We start from the raw sequence: 22873 nt of genomic DNA on the forward strand, positions 1-22873 counted from the left end.
TCAGTCCTCCTCGTCCCAGTCAGGGGTCATGTCCTTGGCCACTTGGATCTCACTGTTGGACACGCCCGAGGGGACCATCGGCCACACCATGGAGTCCCGGGAGACCACGAAGTCGATGACCACGGGGCGGTCGTTGACCGCCAGGGCCTGCTCGATCGTGGCGTCCAGGTCCTCTTCCCTCTCGCAGCGCAGGCCGACGCAGCCGTAGGCCTCCGCGAGCTTGACGAAATCGGGCACCCGGATGGTGTCATGGCCGGTGTTCAGGTCAGTGTTGGAGTACCGGGACTCGTAGAACAGGGTCTGCCACTGCCGGACCATGCCCAGCGAGGAGTTGTTGATGATCGCGACCTTGATCGGGATCTTGTTGATCAGGCAGGTCGCCAGCTCCTGGTTGGTCATCTGGAAGCAGCCGTCGCCGTCGATCGCCCAGACCACGCGGTCCGGGTTGCCGACCTGGGCGCCCATGGCGGCCGGGACGGAGAAGCCCATGGTCCCGAGCCCCGCCGAGTTCAGCCACTGGTGCGGGCGTTCGTACTGCACGAACTGGCTCGCCCACATCTGGTGCTGTCCCACGCCGGCCACATAGACGGCCTCCGGCCCGGAATGCGCCGAGAGCCGCTCGATGACCTTCTGCGGGCTCATCAGCCCGTCCTCGGGTGGCGTGTACCCCATCGGGTAGGTCTCCCTCAGGCGGCGCAGCACCTTCCACCACTCGGAGAGGTCCGGAGTCCCGGATTCCCCGTGGAGGTCCCGCACGGCATCGGCCAGCTCGGGGATGATCTCCTTGACCGAGCCGACGATCGGCACATCCGCCGTGCGGTTCTTGGAGATCTCCGCCGGATCGATGTCGGCGTGGATGACCTTGGCCTTGGGGGCGAAGCTGGACAGCTGGCCCGTGACGCGGTCGTCGAAACGGGCGCCGAGGGTGATCAGCAGGTCGGACATCTGCAACGCGGACACGGCGGCCACGGAGCCGTGCATCCCCGGCATGCCCAGGTGCTGGTCATGGGAGTCGGGGAAGACGCCGCGGGCCGTCAGTGTGGTGACGACCGGCGCGCCGGTCAGCTCGGCCAGGGCCCGCAGCTCCACGCTGGCGTGGCCGCGGGACACGCCGCCACCCACGTAGAGCACCGGCCGTTCGGCCTGCTGGATCATCCGTGCGGCCTCGCGCACCTGCTTGGAATGGCCGCGCAGCACGGGGCGGTAACCGGGAAGGTCGATCTTCGGCGGCCAGGAGAACTCCATCGACCCCTGCTGGGCGTCCTTGGCCACGTCGATCAGCACGGGACCGGGACGGCCCGTGGTGGCGATGTGGAAGGCCTCGGCCAGGGCCTGCGGGATGTCCTGGGCGCGGGTGATCAGCCGTGAGTGCTTGGTGATCGGCATGGTGATGCCCACGATGTCCGCCTCCTGGAAGGCGTCGGTGCCGATCGCACTGGAGGCCACCTGCCCCGTGATGAACACGCAGGCCTGGGAGTCCATGTGCGCATCCGCGATCGCGGTGACCAGGTTGGTGGCGCCGGGGCCCGAGGTCGCGATGGCCACGCCGGGTCGGCCGGAGGCCAGGTAGTAGCCCTGCGCCGCGTGGCCCGCCCCCTGCTCGTGCCGCACGAGGATGTGGCGGATGACGGTGGAGTCCATCAACGGGTCGTACGTCGGCAGGATCGCCCCGCCGGGAAGCCCGAAGACATCCGTGACGCCCAGCTCCTCCAGGGCCCGCACGATCGCCTGTGAACCGGTCATCTGGATCGGCCCGATCACGCGGTTCGACCCCGGGACCAGGCGGTCTGGCGTCGACTCGTTCTTGTCCCGCTTGTCACGGGCTGCATGGGATGGCATCACCGACGGGGTGATGCGGGATCCGTTACTCATTGCTGTGCCTCTTCGTCACTGCTTGTCCGATGGCGACTGGTGCGCCTTGGGTGCCGGCCCGGGTGTCCCCCGGGTCCGCCCGCCTCACGGCGGGGAAACTCGTGGAGCCGATATGGTGGCCGGCTCCGTTCCGCTTCCCCAACAAAAAAACCCCGACGGCGGCCGGTCGGCCTACTCGGGGTCTCGCGCCTGGCAGCGGGCGAACCCGCCCTTTCCGAACCGTGGTTCAGGCCAGGCGCTGGATAACGACGACTCGTCGTGTGTTGGACATGGGTCCAGTATCCCCGAGGTGGTGCTGATGGTGTCAATCTACCGGACAGCCGTCTCGCATCGTGAGACGGCTGTCCGGTCCGTGGACAATCAGCCGAGGTAGGCGCCCTCTGCGGCCGAGTGCACGAGCTTGGCGTACTTGCCCAGCACGCCCGTGGTGAACTTCGGCGGGACCGGCTCCCAGCCGTCACGGCGGGAGGCGAGCTCGTCCTCGGGCACCAGCAGGTCCAGGGTGCGGGCCGCGATGTCCACCCGGATCCGGTCTCCGTCGCGCACGAAGGCGATGGGGCCGCCGTCGGACGCCTCGGGGGCCACGTGACCGATGCACAGGCCGGTGGTGCCACCCGAGAAGCGGCCGTCGGTGAGCAGCAGGACGTCCTTGCCGAGGCCGGCGCCCTTGATGGCGCCGGTGATGGCGAGCATCTCGCGCATGCCCGGGCCGCCCTTGGGTCCCTCGTAGCGGATGATCACCACATCGCCGGCCTTCAGCTCATCGGCTTCCAGGGCGTCCATGGCCTGGCGCTCGCGCTCGAAGACGCGGGCGGTGCCCTCGAAGACGTCGGCGTCGAAGCCGGCGGACTTCACCACGGCACCCTCCGGGGCCAGGGACCCCTTGAGCACCGCGAGGCCGCCGTTGTGGTGCAGCGGGTTGTCCAGCGCACGCAGGACCTTGCCGTCCAGGTCCGGCGGGGTGATGTCCGCCAAGTTCTCTGCCACGGTCTTTCCCGTGACGGTCAGGGCGTCGCCGTGGATGAGGCCGGCGTCCAGCAGGGCCTTCATGACCACGGGCACGCCGCCCACCTTGTCCACATCGGTCATGACGTACTGGCCGAAGGGCTTGAGGTCACCCAGGTGCGGGACCTTGTCCCCGATGCGGTTGAAGTCGTCCAGGGTCAGGTTCACGCCGGCCTCGCGGGCGATCGCCAGCAGGTGCAGCACGGCGTTGGAGGATCCGCCGAAGGCCATGGTCACGGCGATCGCGTTCTCGAAGGCCTTCATCGTCAGGATGTCCCGCGAGGTGATGCCCAGGCGCAGCAGGTTCACCACGGCCTCACCGGACTGGCGGGAGAAGACATCGCGGCGGCGGTCAGCCGAGGGCGGGGCGGCGGAACCGGGCAGGGACATGCCGAGTGCCTCACCGATGCAGGCCATGGTGTTGGCGGTGTACATCCCACCGCAGGCGCCCTCGCCCGGGCAGATCGCCCGTTCGATGGTGTCCAGGTCCTTCTCGCTCATCAGGCCTCGGGCGCAGGCGCCCACGGCCTCGAAGGCGTCGATCAGGGTGACCTGCTTCTCCGTGCCGTCCTCCAGGGTGGCGTAGCCCGGCATGGTGGAACCGGCGTATATGAAGACGCTGGCCACGTCCAGACGGGCGGCGGCCATCAGCATGCCCGGCAGGGACTTGTCACAGCCGGCCAGCAGGACGGAGCCGTCCAGGGCCTCGGCCTGCATCACGGTCTCCACGGAGTCGGCGATGACCTCCCGGGAGACGAGCGAGTAGTGCATGCCGTCATGGCCCATGGAGATGCCGTCCGACACGGAGATGGTGCCGAACTCGAGCGGATAACCACCGCCGGCGTGCACGCCCTCCTTGGACGCCTGCGCCAGGCGGTCCAAGGACAGGTTGCAGGGGGTGATCTCGTTCCACGAGCTGGCGATGCCGATCTGCGGCTTGGCGAAGTCGTCATCGCCCATGCCGACCGCACGGAGCATGCCGCGGGCGGGGGCGCGCTCCATTCCGTCGGTCACCGCGCGGGAGCGGGGCTTGATGTCCGGGGCGGAGGCGTCGTTGCCGCCGGGCCCCCCGGGGAGGGTGGTGTCTGCGGTGGGGCTGGTCATGGCCTCCATCTTAGGACCGCCACCCCACCGATCCGGCGCACGTGACGATCCGGCACAGGTGACAGGCAGGGTGACAGGCAGGGCGCCGATGTCGGCCGCGCCCGGGCGCCTGCCGCCTGCCGGGGTCGCACCTCCGTAGACTGTGGGCATGGATGGCGACGACCTCAAGTACCTGCTCCGCGGGGCCTTCGACTCCCAGGTCCTCAACCACGGGGACTTCAACCTGGTCTACGGCCAGCCCTCCGGTGCCGGGAACCCCTGGACGATCGGCTACCGGCGCCAGCCACTGGAACTGCTGCTGTGCCCCGTGGACCTCGAGGCCCTGCCGGAGCTGCGCGAGGACACCTCGATCGCCACGGTCGCCTTGGACAACGTGGCGACCCTCGCGGACACCGGGACCGGCTACCAGGTGGAGACCGTCACCGGATTCCGGACCTGGTTCGAGGTGGCCGGCTCGCCACGCGTGCCCCTGCCGGAGAACCTGCGGGCCCTGGTGGGCACGCCGAGACAGGACGGCGACGGCACCCTCGTGCTCGAGCAGGAGTCCGACGCGGAGGACTTCCACCAGTTCATGTCCCATTTCATGGACACCCTGGACTCGTACTACGACGAGTAGGCGCCGATTTCGCTTCCGCCGGACTCCTCTGGTAATGTTTTCCCTCGTTGCACGGGCCGGAATACCGGCGCAGCACGCCAGCACCTCTAGCTCAATGGCAGAGCAATTGACTCTTAATCAATGGGTTCCGGGTTCGAGTCCCGGGGGGTGCACCACAGCAGTAGAACCAGTAGGACCCCGGTCACGGTACCGGGGTCCTACTGGTTTAACGCACCGTCAGCCCGAAGGATCCACTCATCCGGTCTCCACGTGTGAGATCCGACACGCCCGAAGCACCTTCTGTTCACCCTCAGGCCTACCTCCCGTGGCCAAAGCGTGCCACGCTATCGGGGTAACAGTCGTGGGTTGGCGTGGGAGGTTCGGCGGATCGTGAAGCATGGATGGGCGCCGGCAGGCGCGGCGGCTGCGGCCTTGGTCCTGGCGGCCGTCTCCGGGGGGATCGGTCCCACCTCGGCCCTGCCGTCCGATGCCACGCCGTCCAGCGGCTCCGGAGAACACCACGGCACGACGGCGGCCGTCGCCGAGCGCGCCGATGGCCCCCTGGGCGGCGGTGGACTGGAGGCCCGGCGCGAGTCGTCCTCGCTGTTGCCCGACTTCCTGTCCGGAGGGCTCGGCCCCTCAGCCGGCGGCACCGGAGACGGCGGATTCGGAGATGGCCCGGCCGGTCCGCTCGCCCCGGCCGTCACGGCCACCTTCGCCTCGGTCCGCGGCGCGTACCCCGGTTCACTCGTGGTGCTCTCGGCCGCGCAGCAACAGGCCCTGCAGGAGCGCAACAGCTCGCTCACCGGCAACACGGACCAGGCGCCGGCCTCGGTCTACCGCGGTTCCGTTCCGGATCTCGGGGTGGTCCTGGACCATCCGGTGTCCGGTCCGATCAGCCTCAGCTCGCCCTTCGGCTGGCGGGTCAACCCCACGCGGAACGGCCCTGCCGTACAGTTCCACATCGGCCAGGACTATCCGGTGGCCTGCGGCACGCCGGTCCATGCGGCGGCTGACGGTACCGTGCGCTTCGCTGCCGATCGGGGGACCTCCGGTTTGCGGGTGGACATCGACCACGGTGAGGGCCTGGCCAGTGCCTATCACCACAACTCCGCCCTGCTGGTCACCCCCGGAGACACGGTGACCCGGGGGGACGTGATCGCGTTGGCCGGCACCACGGGCAACTCCACCGGTTGCCACGTGCACTTCGGCATCACCGTGGACGGCCAGTCACTGGACCCGGCCCTCGTCCTGCCCGCCGTGGCCGGCCAGCCGACCGCGCTCACCGCCGAGGAATTGCAGCGGTTGCGTCAGAGGGCACGTGGCACCGCGACGCCCCCCACCGCACAGACCCCCGCTACACCGCCCATCCGGGCGTCCGGCCCCCGGGAGGAGGCCCGGACGCCCAGCAACAGCAACAGCAACAGCAACAGCCATCGGGACCGCCCCAGCGCCTCGCCGCCGGCCGACACGCCCCGGTCTCCGGCCACACCCACCGAGCAGCCATCCACCCGGCCGACCGCGAAACCGACGGCTAAACCGACCGCGAAACCAACCGCCAAGCCCCCGACCCGGCCCACGGCACCGGCCCGCCCCCCGTCCACACCGTCCGCGCCGCCGTCGACCCCTGAACCGACCCCGGCACCGACCGTCCCCCCGACCACGCCGGCGCCCACTCCGTCCGCGCCGCCCACGCCCACCCCAACCCCGGAGCCCACTCCGGAGCCGACGCCGACACCTACTCCGACGCAGCCGGACCCCACCGAACCGACGCCCGCTCCCACCCCGGACCCCGCACCGACAGAGCCTGCGCCCACAAAGCCTGCGCCGCCGGTCCCTGAGGCCCCCACGCCGCCACCTCCTCCGGCGCTGACCGAGGACGAGGCGGCGCGCTGGTGCGTCGCCCTGGATCCGGAAGACCTCGAGGGTGAGTCGGTGGTCATCACGGCCGAGACGGTCCTGGCAGAGATCATCGCGGTACTGGACGAGTCGGAGAATCCTGCCCTCGTGGAGAAGGAGCGGTTCACCGAGGTCGATCCCGGCGCCGCCTGGTTGGAGTCACTGCCGCTGTGCGCAGATGAGGAGTTCCTGGCCGCGCTGAAGGACTCGGCGGAGAACTGATGAGCCTCCGTGGCCGCGCCTCCTCGACTTCCCTGACCTCCTCCCCCACGACCTACAGTGGTGCTCATGACTGATCAGCACCGACTCGCCCCCGGCGACACCGCCCCCGCGTTCACCCTCACGAATCAGGACGGCGGCACGGTCTCCCTGTCCGACCACTCCGGCCAGCGCGTCATCGTGTACTTCTACCCCGCCGCCGCCACGCCCGGCTGCACCACCCAGGCGTGCGACTTCCGAGACAACCTCAGCGCCTTCGCCGCCGAGGGTTTCACGGTGCTGGGCATCTCGCCCGACGCCCCCGCCAAGCTGGCCTCGTTCGCCGAGCAGGAGGGCCTGACCTTCCCCCTGCTCTCGGATGAGGACCACGCCGTCGCCGAGGCCTACGGCGCCTGGGGCGAGAAGAAGAACTACGGCCGCACCTACGAGGGGCTGATCCGCTCCACCGTGGTGGTCGGCCCCGACGGCACGGTCGAGTTGGCTCAGTACAACGTCCGGGCCACCGGCCACGTGGCCAAGCTCCGCCGGGACCTCTCCCTGGCCTGATCCGCGCCTCGCAGCCCCCGCCATCTACCGCAGGTGCCACCGGGTAGGATGGGCCGTTGTCCCCGCCTGGCGGGGCTTGCGGGCGTGGCGGAATTGGCAGACGCGCTGGATTTAGGTTCCAGTGTCTCCGGACGTGGGGGTTCAAGTCCCCCCGCCCGCACCAGCAGTCCACTGCTCAACCCCAGATCCGTTCCCGATCCGCTGCAGGGAGGCCCGGACGCGTGGAGATCTCACGCCGCACCGCCATCACTTCCCTGGCGGCTGCGTTCGTCCTGCCGATGACCGGTTGCGCCGCCCAGATCCGCAGCGAGTCGATACCGGCCACCGGCCGCGGGCCGGTCTCGTCCGCCGAACCTCCGGTCCCGGCCACCGTGCCCTTGACCATCGGCGTGCCGGCGCAGCCGCAATCCCTCGACCCGGCCCTGACCGTGGACGCCGAGTCCCACCGCAGCACGCGCCAGGTCCTGGAGACCCTGCTGGGTGTCGACCCCAACACCGGCGCCCCGATCCCCCAACTGGCGAGCGAGTGGAGGGCCTCCGAGGACGGCCGGCGCTACACCTTCTCCCTCACCCCGGACGTCGTCTTCCATGACGGCACGCCCCTCACCGCGGAGGTGGTGGCCGCCAACTTCGAGAGGTGGGCCCGCCTGCCGGAACTCCTCGGTCAGGACCGGCTGGACCGACTGCCTCGACTGGCGTTCCCCTCGGTCTTCGGCGGCTTCGCGGGCGAGGAGCAGTGCCGCTATGTGGAATGCCAGACCGTGGGCGAGCGGACCGTCTCCCTCGTCCTGTCCGAACCGATCGTCTTCCTCGCAGCGGCCCTCACGTCACCGCCGTTCGCGCTGAGCTCGCCCGACTCCTGGGCGGACTTCGACCAGTCCCTCGGCACCACCGGCCCGGAGAGCCTCCCAGCGGCACGCCCCGCCGGCACCGGGCCGTTCCGCTGGGGCGAGGCCGACGCTCAGGACGCGCCGGATGGGCCGGACGGGCCGGGCTGGCCGGGCGAGGCGCCCCCGATCGTGCTGGACGCGGTGCCGGATTACCGCCACGGCCCCTCCCCCGTCGGCCCCGTGCACCTGGCCGTGATCTCCGGCGCCCGACAGCGGCTCCGCGAGCTGCGCCGGGGCCGTCTGGACGCCTTCGACTACGTCACGCCGGCCACCCTGCGTCCCCTGGTCCAGGGCGGTGCGCAGGTCCTCCAACGAGATCCGTTCTCGGTGCTGTACCTGGGCATGAACATGCGGCATCCCCTCCTGGGTCAGCTCTACGTCCGCCGGGCAGCGGCCCATGCCATCGACCGCAGGGCCCTCGCCGAGGAATACTTCCTGGTGGGCTCCGCCCGGGCAAACGAGTTCGTCCCGCCGTCCCTCGGCGTGACCAACCCTGAGCTGACCACGTACGACTACGACCGGGAGAAGGCCCGGGACCTGCTGGAACTGGCCGGATACCGGGGCGAGCCGTTGCCCTTCCTCTACCCGGTCCAGACGTCCCGCCCCTACCTGCCGTCCCCGGAACCGATCTATGCGCGGATCGCCGAAGACCTCGCGCGGGTCGGCTTCGTCCTGGAACCGGTGCCCGTGGCCTGGGAGGACGGTTACCTGGAGCGGATCCCCGCAGGCTCCGATCGCGCCTTCCACCTCCTGGGACGCACCGGGGAATACCGTGATCCCCATCACTTCCTGGAACCCCTCTTCGGTGCGCACTCGGTCGAGTTCGGCTATGACAACCCCCTGGTGGTGGAGACCCTCGACCGGGCCGCCGCCAGCTCCAGCACAGAGACCCGGACCACCCTCTACCGGCGAGCCGCGGAGTCCGTGGCCCTGGACCTGCCGGCCCTGCCGCTGGTCTACCCGATCTCGGCCGTGGCCGCCGGGCACGATCTGGTCTCCTACCCGACCTCACCGGTGTTGGACGAGCGCTTCGACCGGATCGTCCCCGTGGATCAGCCGGGCTCGGGCCGGTAGTAAAGTCGGATGAAGCCACCCACACCCCAACCGTTACTCCGGGAGAGAATCGTGACCCAGCAGTCTGCCGCAACCACCTACGACGTTGTCCTGGTGGGGGGTGGCATCATGAGCGCCACGCTGGGGACCTTCCTGCAGCAGCTGCAGCCGGATTGGTCCATCGCGCTCTTCGAGAACCTGAACCAGGCCGGCCTCGAGGCCTCTGATCCCTGGAACAACGCCGGCACCGGACACGCCGCCCTGTGCGAGCTCAACTACTCACCCCTCGGCGCCGACGGCACCGTCGATGCGACCAAGGCCGTGGGTATCAACGAGCGGTTCCAGGTGTCCCGCCAGTTCTGGTCCTACCTGGTCAACGAGGGCAAGATCGGCGATCCGAAGACCTTCATCAACCCCCTGCCCCACATGAGCTTCGTCTGGGGCGACGACCACGCCGACTACCTCAAGACCCGCCACGCCTCGCTCAGCGCGCAGCCGCTGTTCGAGACCATGGAGTACTCGGAGGACGCGGACACCATCCGCGAGTGGGCCCCGCTGTTGATCAACGGCCGGCAGGACGGGAAGCGCCTGGCGGCCTCCCGCCAGACCAACGGCACGGACGTGGACTTCGGGTCCCTGACCCGCCAGCTGACCACGAACCTGGCCAACTCCGGGGTGGATGTGCGCTTCGGCCACCAGGTCACCTCGGTGGACCGGGGCACGGACGGCCGCTGGGAGCTCAAGGTCAAGAACAAGGCCGCCGGCGAGTCCACCACCGCACGCGCCCGCTTCGTCTTCCTCGGCGCCGGCGGTGGCGCCCTGCACCTGCTGCAGTCCTCCGGCATCCCCGAGTCCAAGGGCTTCGGCGGCTTCCCGGTCTCGGGCCAGTTCCTCAAGTGCACGGACGAGACCATCGTCAACCAGCACATGGCCAAGGTCTACGGCCAGGCCTCGGTCGGCGCCCCGCCGATGTCCGTGCCGCACCTGGACACTCGGTTCGTGGACGGACGCCGCTCGCTGCTGTTCGGGCCCTACGGCGGGTTCTCCTCGAACTTCCTGAAGTCCGGCTCCTACCTGGACCTGCCGCTCTCGGTCCGCCCCCACAACCTGTTGCCCATGCTCAATGTGGCCAAGGACAACTTCGGCCTGGTCAAGTACCTCGTCAGCGAGGTCCTCAAGAGCCAGTCCAAGAAGGTAGAGGCCCTGCAGGACTTCTACCCCCTGGCCGACGGCGGCGACTGGGAGATGATCACGGCCGGCCAGCGCGTGCAGGTCATGAAGAAGGATCCGAAGAAGGGTGGCGTGCTGCAGTTCGGTACCGAGGTCGTCACGGCTGCGGACGGATCGATCGGCGCCCTGCTCGGTGCCTCCCCCGGTGCCTCGACCGCCGCCCCGATCATGGTGGACCTGTTGGAGAAGTGCTTCCCCGCGAAGATGGATGGGTGGCGTCCGAAGCTGCAGGAGATGATCCCGTCCCTGGGCCGCCACCTCAATCAGGACCGAACCCTGATGAACGAGGTTGAACAAGCCACTGCTGCCGCCCTCAAGCTGGCCTGACCGGCCGGCCGGCCACACCTGGGCGATGGGTTCCCTGGCACGTTTCTCCCTGGCCAACAGGGCACTCATCGCCCTCGTCACCGTCCTGACGGCGGTCTTCGGGCTGCTGATGGTCGGTCAGCTCAAACAGGAGCTGATCCCCTCCCTCGAGTTGCCGGTCGTCTCCGTCAGCTCGGTCATGCAGGGGGCCTCCCCCGACGTCGTGGACCGGCAGGTCGGTGAGCCGCTGGAGACGGCGCTGCAGGCCGTGGAAGGTCTCGAGTCCTCGAGCTCCACCTCCACCACGGGCCTGAACACCATCGCCCTGCGCTTCGAGTACGGCACGGACCTCAACCGGGCACGCGCCCAGGTGGACCGAGCTGTGGCCAACGTCTCCTCCCGCCTGCCCGACGGCACCGAGACGACCTCGTTCGCCGGGTCCGTCTCGGACTTCCCGGTGGTCTTCATGGCGGTGGGTTCCCCGGACCCCGACGTCGGCCTGAACGAGTTGCGCTCGGAGGTCGAGCGGCTCGCGGTGCCCCGGTTGCAGAAGCTCGACGGCGTCCGCGCCGCATCGGTGACCGGAGGCACCGACCAGCACATCGCGGTCCTGCCCGATGACGAGGCGCTGGCCGCCGCAGGCCTGAACGCCGGTGACATCACCACCGCGCTCGAGGAGAACGTGGGACTGTTCCCCATCGGCCAGATCACGGAGGGGACTCTCACGCTGCCCGTGCAGGCCGGGGCACCCGTCGAATCCCTCGAGGATGTCTCCGACGTGCCACTCGTCCCCGCGGATGATGCCGAGGATGCCGATGCTGCGGTGGGCGGTGCCGGGGACGGCGCGTCCAGTGCCACCGGGCCGGTGCGCCTGGGCGAGGTGGCCGACGTCGTGATCCGTGACGGTGAGGCCACCTCCGTGACGCGGACCAACGGGGTGGACACCCTCGGGCTGTCCGTGACCAAGACCCCGGACGCGGACACGGTGAGCCTGTCCCACGCCATCAACGCGCTGATCCCCCAGCTGCAGGAACAGCTGGGCGAGACGGCCGGTGCCACCGAGATCACGGTGGTGTTCGACCAGGCCCCGTTCATCGAGGAGTCCATCAGCACCCTGGCCGTCGAGGGACTTCTGGGACTGCTGTTCGCGGTGGTGGTGATCCTCGCCTTCCTGGCCTCCGTGCGGTCCACCCTCGTCACCGCCATCTCGATCCCGCTGTCCCTGTTGGTGACGTTCATCGGCATGCGCGTCTCGGACTATTCGCTGAACATGCTGACCCTCGGTGCCCTGACCATCTCGATCGGCCGCGTGGTGGACGACTCGATCGTGGTGGTCGAGAACATCAAGCGCCACCTCTCCCTGGGTCAGGACAAGCGCACCGCCATCCTGACGGGCACGGGCGAGGTGGCCACCGCCATCACCGCATCGACCCTCACCTCGGTGGCCGTGTTCGCCCCGATCGCCCTCGTGGGAGGCATGGCCGGTGAGCTCTTCCGGCCCTTCGCCATCACCATGACCATCGCCCTCCTGGCCTCACTGCTGGTCGCCCTGACGATCGTGCCCGTGCTGTCCTGGTGGTTCCTGGGACGTTCGGTGGAACGCGCGCAGTCCCGCCGGCGGGGACGCCACGCCGAGCCGGTGCCGGCCGAACCGGCGCTGGACGAACCGGTGCTGGCCGAATCGGTGCCTGCGGAATCGGCGTCGGTGCAGTCGGTGCCGGCCGAGTCGGTGCCGGGCGTCGCCGGCCAGTCCGAGGTTGGGCCGGGGATCGCGCGCGGCACCCTGCAGCGCCTCTACCTCCCGGTGCTCCGTGGCACCCAGCGCCGCCCCGCCCTCACCCTGGTGGCGGCGGGCGCCCTCCTGGCCGGCACCGTGGCGCTGATCCCCCTGGTGCCCACCAACCTGCTGGGAGACACGGGACAGAACACCTTCACCGTCACCGCCACACAGCAGCCCGGCTCCTCACTGGAGGAGACCTCCCGGGCCGCCGGCCTGGTGGAGGCGGTCCTCGTGGACCTCGACGGCGTCCAGGACGTGCAGTGGACCGCCGGATCCGCCGGCTTCATCCCCGGGATGGCCGGGAGTTCTGATGAGGCCACGTTCACCGTCCTGACGGACGCCGCGGTGGATCAGGTGACCCTGCAGGAGCAGGCCCGCACCCGGTTGGCCGGTCTGGAGGGCGCCGGTGAGGTCGCACTGTCCACGGCCAGCGGCATGGGGATGTCCTCGGACGTCCAGGTCGAGGTCTCGGCCCCTTCCCCGGCACTGCTGGAACAGGCCACCGAGGCCGTGGTGCAGTCCATGACCGGGATCGAGGGGGCGGGTGAGGTCACCTCGGACCTCGCCGCGGTGCGCCCCACGCTCCAGGTGGACGTCGACTCGTTGGCCGCCGCCGAGCACGGACTGAGTGAGGAGGCTGTGGCCGGCCAGGCCGCGGCGGCACTCAACCCGGTACCCTCCGGATCCGTGCGCATCGACTACACCGACTACCCCGTGCTGATCGGCGAACCGGCGCAGATCACCACGCTCGACGAACTGCGCGAGGTCCAGGTCATGACGGCCCGCGGGCCGGTGGCCTTGGCGGAGCTGGCTGACGTCTCCCAGCAGGAGGTGCGCTCCTCGGTGACGTCGTCGAACTCGGATCGCATCGCCGTGGTCTCCGTGACACCGTCCGGAGACGATCTCGGTGCCGTCTCGGCCGCCGTCGGGACCGCCCTGGAGGGCGTGGACCTACCGGAGGGGACAGCAGCCGAGTTGGGCGGGGCAGCCACGCAGCAGGAGCAGACCTTCAACGACCTGTTCCTGGCACTGCTCGCCGCCGTGGCGATCGTCTACGTCATCATGGTGGCCACCTTCAAGTCCCTGCTGCAGCCGCTCATCCTGCTGATCTCGATCCCCTTCGCCGCGACCGGAGCCATCCTGCTGCTGCTGGCCACCGGTACCTCCCTGGGCCTGCCCTCCCTGATCGGCATGCTGATGCTCGTCGGGATCGTGGTGACGAACGCGATCGTGTTGATCGACCTGATCAACCAGTACCGGCGGCGGCCCGGCTACACGCTGGCCACGGCACTGGAACACGGCGCCCTGCACCGTCTGCGCCCGATCGTGATGACCGCGCTGGCCACCATCCTGGCCCTGACCCCGATGGCTCTGGGACTCACCGGGCAGGGCGGTTTCATCTCCCAGCCGCTGGCCATCGTGGTGGTCGGCGGGCTGGTGTCCTCGACCCTGCTGACCCTGATCCTCGTGCCGGTGCTGTATCGGCTTCTCGAGGGTCGGGCCGAACGGCGCCGTGCCCGCACCGCCACCACCATCACCACCACCACCACCACCGGATAGCGGTCAGGCCGGGTCCGGTACCCGGACCTGCAGGTGGGAGCCCTGCTTGGTCTTCTGCACCTCGAGCCGGTAGCCGATGTCCTGCTTCATCCTCTCCACGTGGCTGACGATCCCGATGGTTCGCCCGCCGGCCTGCAGTCCGTCCAGCACGTCCATGACGTCCGCCAGGGTCTCCGAGTCCAGGGAGCCGAAGCCCTCGTCCACGAAGAGGGTGTCCATGTCGATGCCGCCGGCCTCGGCCTGGACGGTGTCTGCCAGTCCCAGTGCCAGTGCGAGTGAGGCCATGAAGGTCTCCCCGCCGGACAGGGTGGCAGCCGCCCGCTCATCCTCGGTGAACCGGTCGAGGACCGTGATGTCCAGGCCGCGGACGCCCCGGCCCCGCGCTGAGTCGTCATGGCGCAACTCGTAGCGCCCCTGGGTCATGCCCAGGAGACGCTCGGTGGCGGCGGCCACGACCTCCTCCAACCGCCCGGCCAGGACGTAACTGCCCAACGTCATCTTGTAGGAGTTCTCCCCCGCCCCACGGACCAGTCGGAGCAGGCTCTCCGTCTCCTCGTAGACGGCGAGCTGGGAGGCGGATCGTTCGGCCACCTCGGTGAGCACCCCGGTCTGCCGTGTCACGAGCCGGTGCAGCGATTCCAGGGCTCCGGAGACCTCTGCCGCGGTGTCCCGCCGCCGCGCAGCGTCCTGGACCGCTTCCGCCCGGGCTGCGAGCTCAGCCTCCGACGGCGGGGTGGTCCCACGCTCGATCAGCGCACGGCCACGGACCACGGCCTCGCTGGCGGCCAATTCTGTGAGGGCTGCCTCCTCCCGGTCCCAGTCCCGCAGTGCGGTGCCCCGCTGGTCCTCCTGGTCGCCGGGAAGGAGCGCGGCACGCAGCTGGTCCACCGAGGTGAACGAGCTGGCCGCGAGGTCATCGGCCAGTTGTTCGCGGGCCTGGGCGGCCACGGTGCGTCGGGTGACCTCCTGGTGCACGGCAGCCTGCACCGCTTCCACACGAGCCTTGGCCTCCTCCAGTTCCCGGCGTACTGAGGCCAGGTCGTCGTGCTCTCCCAGCGCCCGGACCACGGCCTGGCGGAGCCGCTGGACGGTCTGCTCCGTGGTGGTGAGCCGGGCCTGTGCACCGGCCAGCTCTCCGCGGGCTGTCTGGGCCGCCGCCGCACGGTCCTGTTGGTCCTGTTCGTTCTGCGTCACGGCGCTCCGGGTCAGTGCCAGGTCCTCGGTGGCCTTCCGGGCGGTGGCCACCTCGTCCCGGGCCTGGTTGCTCGCCTGCTCCGCGGCCTCCGGCGTGAGCCCGCCGGACCCCACCCGGCTGGCCTCGGCGGTGCTCCGTGCAGTAGACACCGCCTCCTCCGCCTGACGCCGCCGCCCCGAATGGACCTCCATCTCCTGACGGGCCGATTCCTGGGCCTCGGCGGAGATCTCGGCACCGCCCGGGGCCGCTGGGGCCGGGTGCTCCACGGAACCACAGACCTGGCAGGGCGAGCCGCTCTCCAGCTCACCCGCCAGCAGAGACGCTGCCCCCGCCAAGCGCTGTTCCACCACCCGCTGCCACGCATCCACGGCGGCCTGGGCCCCGTCCGTGGCCGCTCGCAACAGGTCCTCCGCCTCCGCGAGCAGGCGACCGTCCCGGTCATGGGCCACAGCGGCCTCCCACCGCGCCGTCGCCCGGTCTCGGCCCTGCTGTGCCGCCTCCAGGCCGGCGGCCGGCGCCGTCAGGTCCTCCACCCGCTGTTGCAGGCCACGGTGGACCCCGGCCAGCCGTAACCGCTCGTCCTCCTCGGTCCGGACCTGGAGCGTCCACCGCGAGATGTCCGCCTGCAGCCGCGCGAGGTCCGTCTCCGCCACGACCAGGGCCGCGGCATCCTCCTCGCGGTCGGCCAGCCGGTCCAGGTCCCTCTCGGCTCGTTGCCGCAGTCCATCGAACCGGGCTGCGAACACACCCGTGGCGGATGCCCCGAGGACTCCCGCGGCGGATGCCTCCGCGGGCTCTGGGGTGGGCACTGCCGCGGTCGCCGTGGCCTGCTCAGGGGTGTCCCCGGTGGCACCCAGACGGTCCCACTGCGCACACAGGGGATGGCTGAGGGCGTACTCGACCGCCTGCTCCACGGACTGCCGGGACTCCGTGAAGGCCTCCTGCGCGGCCGCCGACTCCACCGCCCGCCGCTGCAGCGGCACCGCCTCCCGATGACGCTCCACCGCCACGCGGTCCGCCGCCGCCTGCTCCCGCCGCTGCTCGTGGAGCGTGGAACGGGACTGCCATCCCTCGGCCGCCCGCAGGTCCTGCTGGCGGCGGGTCAGCTGCTCCACGGCCTCCTGGGCACCCTGCAGGGCGGCCGCCGCCTGCTGGCGTTCCACGGCTCCCGCGTCCACGGCCGCCACCACCGCCGCGAGGGTCCGTTGGACCAGTTCGGCATCCGGCCAGGCCTCCGGCGGGGGTTCTTCCCCGCACGTGCCGTTCCCGTCACCGGCTACCGTACTGCCAGTCCTACTGTCTGTCCTGCTGTCTGTCGTGCTATCTGTCTCTCGGCCTGTCTCGCAGTCCTCCGCCGCACCCACGGCCGGACGCCACCACTGTTCCCCCAGGGTCTCCTGCACGGCGAAGCGCAGGTCCTGACGGGCGGCCTCCACCTGGTCACGGTCACGTTGGACGGACTGCCCCACGGCCTTGAGCCGGTCCGCAAGGGACGCCTCGACCCCGTCGAAGCGGCCGGTGCCGAAGAGCGTGCGGAGCAGCGTCTCCTTCTCCTTGGAGTCCGCGCGCAGGAAGTGGGCGAACTCCCCCTGCGGCAGCAACACCACCCGCATGAACTGCTGGGCGTCCAGGGAAAGCTCCGCACGCAGCAGCTGTCCGATCTCGTCCGCCCGGACGGACAGCTCCACCCACTGGCCGTCCCGTTGTTCACGCAGGACGGCGCCCGCCTTCTCCTCGGTGAGGGACACACCGTCGTGCTCCTTGCGCTGACGCTTGGCGACGCGTCGGAAGCGGGGCCATCTGAGCACCTCGAAGCGGCGGGACCGGATGGTGAAGTCCAGCAGGACCTCGGGCCGTGTCCCCACGGGTGACTGCGTGCTGGCCAGTGACTCCGGGCTACGCCCCCCGGGGACGGTGCCGTAGAGGGCGAAGCAGATCCCCGCGAGCACGGTCGACTTGCCCGCGCCCGTGGGCCCGTCGAGCAGGAAGAGCCCGGCCTCATTGAGCGTGGTGAAATCAACGGTCTCCCGGCCGGCGAAGGGGCCGAAACCGTTCAGCTCGATCCGGTGGATCCTCACGCCGCGCTCCCCTCGCCCTGTTCGACCCGGCGCCGACTCTCCTGCAGCGCGGACCCCAGCAGCTCGGTCTCGGACTCGCTGGCCGGACGCTGCCGGACGTGCTCCACGAAACCCGTGCAGACCTCCAGGTCGGTGGTGGCTGCCGCCAGCCGGGCCGCGTAGGTGGAGGGCGCGGTGGCGGGGACGCCCTCCGGGTCCAGGACGAAGTTCAGCAGCCCCTCGAACCGCTCCTTCAGCCGGCGGTAGGCCTGGGGTGGACGCACCGGATCCGTCACGGTGATCTGGCACCAACGGTCCTCGGCCCAGGCATGGCCCTCATGCTCGAGCAGGTCATCGATCCGGCCTCGCAGCACGGCCAGCCGCCGTCCGGCCGAGAAGTCCACCGATTCCACCTCAGTGACCGTCCCGTGGGCCGTGCTGACGAGCCAGCCACCCTTGGTGTGGTTCGCCTCGGAGAACGAATAGGCCAGTGGAGATCCCGAGTACCGCACGGACTCGGCCATCCGTTGCCGCCCATGGAGGTGGCCCAGGGCGGTGTAGTCCAGCCCCTCGAACACGGTGACGGGCACCTGGCCCAAGGTGCCGACCACCAGATCTCCGGCGCCGGACTCCGCCGGCCGTTCGGCGCCGATGTCCCGCTCGCTGTCCGAGCCGGCTCCCCCGGCGGCGAAGAGATGGGCCATGACCACGATCGCCGTGTCCCGGCGGCCTGGTCCAGGGGACCCGCCTGCGCCGTCGACCGAGCCGTCTGGCCCTCCGTCTGACCCGCCGAAGCGTTCCGCGGCGTCCTGACGGATGCGTCGCACGGCCTCGGCGGTGACGGCCGGGTGCTGGGGCGCCACCTCCCAGACCTGACCTGCATGCCGCGGTTCGAGGTAGGGGATCCCGTAGACCGCGACCGAGCCGCCATCCGGGTCCGGAAACACCACCGGCGTGCTGATGCTGTCCATCCGCGTGCGCACGTGCACCCCCGCTTTCTCCATCAGGTGGCCGCCGAAACCCAGACGGATGGCCGAATCGTGGTTCCCGCTGGTCAGCACCACGCGGGCTCCGGCGGCCACGAAGTCCGCCAGGGCGGCGTCCAGCAGCTCGACGGCGTCCGCGGCAGGCAGCGCCCGGTCGTAGACGTCGCCGGCCACCAGGACGAGGTCCACGCCGCGCTCACGGACGGTGGCCACCATCTGGTCCAGGACCTCGCGCTGGGCCTGGAGCATGCCGGTGCCGTGGAACGACCGGCCCAGGTGCCAGTCAGAGGTGTGCAGGATCAACATGCCACCCACGCTATCCGGCGGCCGGGACACATTAAGCCGTTGTCCACAGTTCGCCACGAGGGCATCTGAACCATCCCTACTATGGAGTACATGAGCGACTCCCCCGCGCCGTCCGCCGCTGCCACACCCTCCGGTCCAGCTGGCGCCGGTTCACCCCTTTCCGGGCCCTCCGCCGCTGCCGGTCCCGCCACCGATTCCGCCCCTTCCGGGGGGCCCGGTTATGCCTCCAGGGTTCTGGGGCTGCTGGCCGGCGGCGCCGCCGGGGACGCCCTCGGCTACACCGTGGAGTTCTCCTCCCTGGATCAGATCCGTGCCGACTACGGGGATGCCGGTGTGGCCCACCCCCTCCAGGTGCCCGCGATCCGCGACGGGGGGACCATCCCGGTCAGCGACGACACGCAGCTGACCCTGTTCGTCCTGGACGGGCTGCTGGACTGGATCGAATGGGCCAATGAGGGAACCATGGCCGATCCCGCCGCCAGCGTGTGGCTGTCCTGCCTGCGCTGGTACCGCACCCAGACCGGTCAGATCCCCGAGGGCGCCCCGCCGCCTCCCACCCGCTGGCTGGACGCCCACCCGGAGCTGCAGGTGCGGCGTGCCCCCGGCAACGCCTGCCTGTCCGGGCTGTCCGCGAAGGACATGGGTCTGCCGCGCCAGCCGCAGAACCCGGACTCCAAGGGCTGTGGCACGGTGATGCGTTCGGCCCCCTACGGCATGGTGCCGGGTCTCGAGGATCACCTGGTGGTCTCGCTCGCCCGCCAGGGCGCCGTGCTCACGCACGGGCATCCGGCGGCCTGGACGGCCGCGGCCGCCTTCGCCCTGATGGTCTCGCGGCTCATGGCGGGCCGGGGTTTCGCAGAGGCCGTCACGGAGGCGCTGGACTGGCTGGTGACCGTGCCCGACGACGGCGGCACGGCCGCCGCGGTCCGCGCGGCGATCGAGCTGGCCGGGCCGGCGGACGGGTCCGCGGAGGGCCCGGCACCGCTGCCGGGGACCCTGCCCGCGGAACTGGGTGAGGGGTGGGTCGCCGAGGAGGCGCTGGCGGTGGCGGTCTACGCCGTCCTGGTGACCGGCGGCGAGGCCACGCAGCCCACCACCCACTTCCGTGCTGCGCTGCACCTGGCCGTCAACCACGGCGGCGATTCTGATTCCACCGCCTCCCTGACGGGTCAACTGCTGGGCGCCCGCTACGGGATGGAGGTCTTCCCGGACGGCGCCGTGCCGGCGTGGATCGGCGAGCGGGAGGTCATCGCGGAGGCGGCTCAGCGGTGGACCGCCGCCACGAGCTGATGGCCGTGAAGCTGACGGCCATCACCGGCCTCAGCCCGTCAGCGGTCACAGTCCCATGCTGATGTACTTGGTCTCCAGGAATTCGTCGATCCCGCTGAAGCCACCCTCACGTCCCACCCCGGACTCCTTCACACCGCCGAAGGGGGCGGCGGGGTTGGACACCACCCCGCGGTTGAGTCCGACCATGCCGGCCTCCAGTGCGTGGCTGACCCTGAATCCCCGGGCCAGGTCCGTGGTGAACAGGTAGGAGACCAGCCCGTAGGGGGTGTCATTGGCGATCGCCACGGCCTCCTCCTCGGTCTCGAACGTGGAGATCGCGGCCACCGGACCGAAGATCTCGGTGCTGCAGAGTTCGGCATCCGCTGGGACGCCCATCAGCACCGTGGCCGGGTAGAAGTGCCCGGGGCCCTCGATCCGCTCGCCGCCGAGTCGCACCTCGGCCCCACGCCCGACCGCGTCTCCCACGAGTTCGATGACCTTGTCCACCGCCCCGGCGTTGATGAGTGGCCCCACCACCACGCCGTCCTCCACCCCGCGTCCCAGCGGCAACCCGGCCATGCGCCGGGTGAGGCGTTCGGCGAACTCCTCCGCCACGGGGCGTTGGACGAGGATGCGGTTGGCGGCGGTGCAGGCCTGGCCGATGTTGCGCATCTTGGCGGCCAGGGCCCCTTCCACGGCGGCGTCCAGGTCGGCATCCTCGAAGACCAGGAACGGGGCGTTGCCCCCCAGCTCCATGGAGGTCCGCATGACGGTCTTCGCCGCCAACTCCAGCAGCGACTTGCCGACCTCGGTGGACCCGGTGAAGGAGAGCTTGCGGGAGCGCGAATCGAGGATGAGCGGGGTCATCACGTCATTGCTGCGGCTCGTGGTGACCACGTTCACCACTCCGTCCGGCACCCCTGCCCGCTCGAGTACCTCCGCGAGCGCGAGGATGGACAGCGGGGTGTGGGAGGCCGGCTTGATGACAGAGGTGCACCCGGCGGCGAGCGCCGGGCCGATCTTCCGGGTGCCCATGGCCAGTGGGAAGTTCCACGGCGTGATGAGCAGGCACGGCCCCACGGGTTCTTTGGCCACGAGGAACCGTGAGTCGCCCGCGGGCGCCGTCATGTAACCGCCGTCGATCCTCACGGCCTCCTCGGCGAACCAACGGAAGAACTCGGCCGCGTAGGCCACCTCACCACGAGCCTCGGCCAGCGGTTTGCCCATCTCCAGCGTCATGATCAGGGCCAGCCGCTCGGACTCCTCGACCATGATCCGGTAGGCCCTGGTGAGGATCTCACTGCGTTCCCGGGGTGGGGTCGCGGCCCAGGACGGCTGCGCGGCCGCGGCGGCGTCCAGGGTGGCGGCGGCCTCCTCGGGGCTGGCATCGGCCACCTCGGTGAGGACCTGACCCGTGGACGGATCATAGACGGCCAGCTGCCGTTCGGTGGAGACCCACCTCCCGCCGGCGAAGAGTCCGGTGGGCACGGAGGCGATGGCCGCTGATTCCCTATCCGGTCGGTGCGAGGGCTGGCTCGAGGGCTGGTGCGTGGACTGGCTCATGATGAACTCCCGCCTAGTGGATCCTTGCCGGTCAGCCCATCGTAGAAGTACTGTCAACAGCCAATGGCGGCCAGCACCAGAGCACCAGACCAGAACCCGGACACCCGAACAGCACCTCAGCATGGGAGGCCCCCACGATGACCGCGTTGTCACCCCAGCTCAAACAGGCCACCGATGTGACGGTGGACCACGGACGGGGCAGTTGCCTCTTCGACGCCGAGGGGCGTCGCTACCTGGATTTCACCGCCGGCATCGGGGTGGTCAGCACCGGCCACTGCCACCCGCGCGTGGTCGCGGCGGCCCAGGAGCAGGTCGGCTCCCTGATCCACGGCCAGTACACGACCGTCATGCACCGCCCGCTGAAGGAACTCATCGAACGGCTGGAGGGCGTCCTGCCTCCATCCCTCGACTCCCTGTTCTTCGCCAACTCCGGCAGTGAGGCCGTAGAGGCCGCCCTCCGCCTGGTGCGCCAGGCCACGGGCCGGCCGAACGTGGTGGTGTTCCACGGCGGCTTCCATGGTCGGACGGTGGCGGCCGCCACGATGACCACCTCCGGAACCCGGTTCTCCGCCGGGTTCAGCCCGCTGATGTCCGGGGTGCATGTGGCCCCCTTCCCCACGGCCTACCGCTACGGCTGGAGCGAGGAGGAGGCCACCGCCTTCGCCCTAAAGGAGCTGGACTACCTCTTCGCCACCGTGACCTCACCCCAGGAGACGGCCGCCTTCATCGTGGAGCCGGTCCTCGGAGAGGGCGGCTACATCCCCGGCAACACGGAGTTCTTCGCCGGCCTGCGCGAACGCGCCGACCGGCACGGCATCCTGCTCGTGATGGATGAGATCCAGACGGGATTCGGCCGCACGGGCCGCTACTTCGGGCACCAGCACTTCGAGGTCCAACCGGACGTCATCACCATCGCCAAGGGGATCGCCTCCGGGTTCCCCCTGTCCGGGATCGCCGCCTCCGAAGAACTGATGTCGAGGGCTTGGCCGGGGTCTCAAGGGGGCACCTACGGTGCCAACGCCGTCTCCTGTGCGGCCGCCGTCGCCACCCTGCAGGTGATCGAGGAGGAATCCCTCGTCCAGAATGCGGCACAGCGTGGTGCCCAACTGCTGGCGGGTGCCCGGGCCGCTGCGGACGGTGGGTCCGGGAGCGGTGCCGGACACGGCATCGGTGACGTCCGTGGGCTGGGGCTGATGATCGGCAGCGAGTTCACCACGGCAGACGGCGCCCCGGATCCGGACCGTGCGAAGGCCGCCCTGACCGTGGCCGCGGACAAGGGCCTGCTGATGCTGACCTGCGGGGCGTACATGAACGTGGTGCGGATGATCCCCCCGCTGGTGGTCACCGCCGAGGAGATCGACGAGGGACTGGCCATCTGGTCCTCCGTGCTCGCAGAGATCTAGCCGGACCGATGAGAGACGGGCCGATAAGAGACAGG

At 70.2% G+C, this 22873-nt stretch carries 13 protein-coding genes and 2 tRNA genes; 10 read left to right on the plus strand and 5 right to left on the minus strand.

All coding sequences use genetic code 11. From position 1 onward, the window contains the following. Together ACSU1G_RS23365 and ilvD are read right to left on the minus strand one after the other, a co-directional pair. Positions 1–1839, minus strand: a complete 1839-nt coding sequence (locus ACSU1G_RS23365; protein ID WP_439282664.1) for an acetolactate synthase large subunit — start codon at positions 1837–1839, stop codon at positions 1–3. Positions 1840–2232: 393 nt separating this feature from the next. Next, positions 2233–3981, minus strand: a complete 1749-nt coding sequence (gene ilvD, locus ACSU1G_RS23370; RefSeq protein WP_439282419.1) for a dihydroxy-acid dehydratase — start codon at positions 3979–3981, stop codon at positions 2233–2235. 148 nt (positions 3982–4129) lie between these two features. Here ilvD and ACSU1G_RS23375 point away from each other — a divergent pair, with 148 nt between their 5' ends. The 8 genes from ACSU1G_RS23375 (at position 4130) to ACSU1G_RS23410 (ending at position 14059) form a co-directional block, all read left to right on the plus strand. After that, positions 4130–4597 carry a hypothetical protein gene (locus ACSU1G_RS23375; protein WP_439282420.1) on the plus strand — a complete coding sequence of 156 codons (468 nt, stop codon included), beginning with the start codon at positions 4130–4132 and terminating at the stop codon, positions 4595–4597. An 80-nt stretch (positions 4598–4677) separates the two neighbouring features. Further along, a tRNA-Lys gene (locus tag ACSU1G_RS23380) sits at positions 4678–4752 on the plus strand. A gap of 214 nt (positions 4753–4966) precedes the next feature. Further along, positions 4967–6697: a peptidoglycan DD-metalloendopeptidase family protein gene (locus tag ACSU1G_RS23385; RefSeq protein ID WP_439282421.1), complete on the plus strand. Its 1731-nt coding sequence runs from the start codon at positions 4967–4969 to the stop codon at positions 6695–6697. A gap of 66 nt (positions 6698–6763) precedes the next feature. Then, on the plus strand, positions 6764–7240 hold the full coding sequence (gene bcp / locus ACSU1G_RS23390; RefSeq protein WP_439282422.1) for a thioredoxin-dependent thiol peroxidase: 477 nt from the start codon (positions 6764–6766) through the stop codon (positions 7238–7240). A gap of 78 nt (positions 7241–7318) precedes the next feature. After that, a tRNA-Leu gene (locus ACSU1G_RS23395) sits at positions 7319–7403 on the plus strand. Positions 7404–7461: 58 nt separating this feature from the next. Further along, on the plus strand, positions 7462–9204 hold the full coding sequence (locus ACSU1G_RS23400) for an ABC transporter substrate-binding protein (RefSeq protein WP_439282423.1): 1743 nt from the start codon (positions 7462–7464) through the stop codon (positions 9202–9204). A 51-nt stretch (positions 9205–9255) separates the two neighbouring features. Then, on the plus strand, positions 9256–10740 hold the full coding sequence (locus tag ACSU1G_RS23405; RefSeq protein ID WP_439282424.1) for a malate:quinone oxidoreductase: 1485 nt from the start codon (positions 9256–9258) through the stop codon (positions 10738–10740). Between the two features lie 25 nt (positions 10741–10765). Next, positions 10766–14059 (plus strand): efflux RND transporter permease subunit, encoded by a 3294-nt coding sequence (locus ACSU1G_RS23410; protein ID WP_439282665.1) that lies wholly within the window; start codon positions 10766–10768, stop codon positions 14057–14059. Positions 14060–14062: 3 nt separating this feature from the next. Here ACSU1G_RS23410 and ACSU1G_RS23415 read toward each other — a convergent pair whose 3' ends face one another. Both ACSU1G_RS23415 and ACSU1G_RS23420 read right to left on the minus strand, forming a co-directional pair. Further along, on the minus strand, positions 14063–17332 hold the full coding sequence (locus ACSU1G_RS23415; protein WP_439282425.1) for an AAA family ATPase: 3270 nt from the start codon (positions 17330–17332) through the stop codon (positions 14063–14065). After that, entirely contained in the window at positions 17329–18603 is a 1275-nt protein-coding gene (locus ACSU1G_RS23420) for an exonuclease SbcCD subunit D (RefSeq protein ID WP_439282426.1), read from the minus strand. Before ACSU1G_RS23420 ends, ACSU1G_RS23415 begins: the two co-directional genes overlap by 4 nt. Positions 18604–18693: 90 nt before the next feature. On the opposite strand from ACSU1G_RS23420, the gene ACSU1G_RS23425 reads away from it, so the two are divergent. Continuing rightward, entirely contained in the window at positions 18694–19893 is a 1200-nt protein-coding gene (locus tag ACSU1G_RS23425) for an ADP-ribosylglycohydrolase family protein (RefSeq protein WP_439282427.1), read from the plus strand. Positions 19894–19938: 45 nt separating this feature from the next. Here the strand turns inward: ACSU1G_RS23425 and ACSU1G_RS23430 are convergent, their stop codons facing one another. Continuing rightward, on the minus strand, positions 19939–21435 hold the full coding sequence (locus ACSU1G_RS23430) for an NAD-dependent succinate-semialdehyde dehydrogenase (protein ID WP_439282428.1): 1497 nt from the start codon (positions 21433–21435) through the stop codon (positions 19939–19941). A 137-nt stretch (positions 21436–21572) separates the two neighbouring features. Between ACSU1G_RS23430 and ACSU1G_RS23435 the strand changes: the two genes are divergently transcribed. Next, positions 21573–22838 carry an aspartate aminotransferase family protein gene (locus ACSU1G_RS23435; RefSeq protein WP_439282429.1) on the plus strand — a complete coding sequence of 422 codons (1266 nt, stop codon included), beginning with the start codon at positions 21573–21575 and terminating at the stop codon, positions 22836–22838. Positions 22839–22873: the final 35 nt, after the last annotated feature.

It is taken from the genome of Microbacterium sp. A93 (assembly GCF_051842835.1).

Coding starts and splice junctions, on each gene's coding strand:
- ACSU1G_RS23435 (WP_439282429.1), top strand. CDS start 21,573: ATGACCGCGTTGTCACCCCAGCTCAAACAGGCCACCGATGTGACGGTG.
- ACSU1G_RS23365 (WP_439282664.1), bottom strand. CDS start 1,839: ATGCCATCCCATGCAGCCCGTGACAAGCGGGACAAGAACGAGTCGACG.
- ACSU1G_RS23425 (WP_439282427.1), top strand. CDS start 18,694: ATGAGCGACTCCCCCGCGCCGTCCGCCGCTGCCACACCCTCCGGTCCA.
- bcp (WP_439282422.1), top strand. CDS start 6,764: ATGACTGATCAGCACCGACTCGCCCCCGGCGACACCGCCCCCGCGTTC.
- ACSU1G_RS23430 (WP_439282428.1), bottom strand. CDS start 21,435: ATGAGCCAGTCCACGCACCAGCCCTCGAGCCAGCCCTCGCACCGACCG.
- ACSU1G_RS23420 (WP_439282426.1), bottom strand. CDS start 18,603: ATGTTGATCCTGCACACCTCTGACTGGCACCTGGGCCGGTCGTTCCAC.
- ACSU1G_RS23375 (WP_439282420.1), top strand. CDS start 4,130: ATGGATGGCGACGACCTCAAGTACCTGCTCCGCGGGGCCTTCGACTCC.
- ilvD (WP_439282419.1), bottom strand. CDS start 3,981: ATGACCAGCCCCACCGCAGACACCACCCTCCCCGGGGGGCCCGGCGGC.
- ACSU1G_RS23410 (WP_439282665.1), top strand. CDS start 10,766: ATGGGTTCCCTGGCACGTTTCTCCCTGGCCAACAGGGCACTCATCGCC.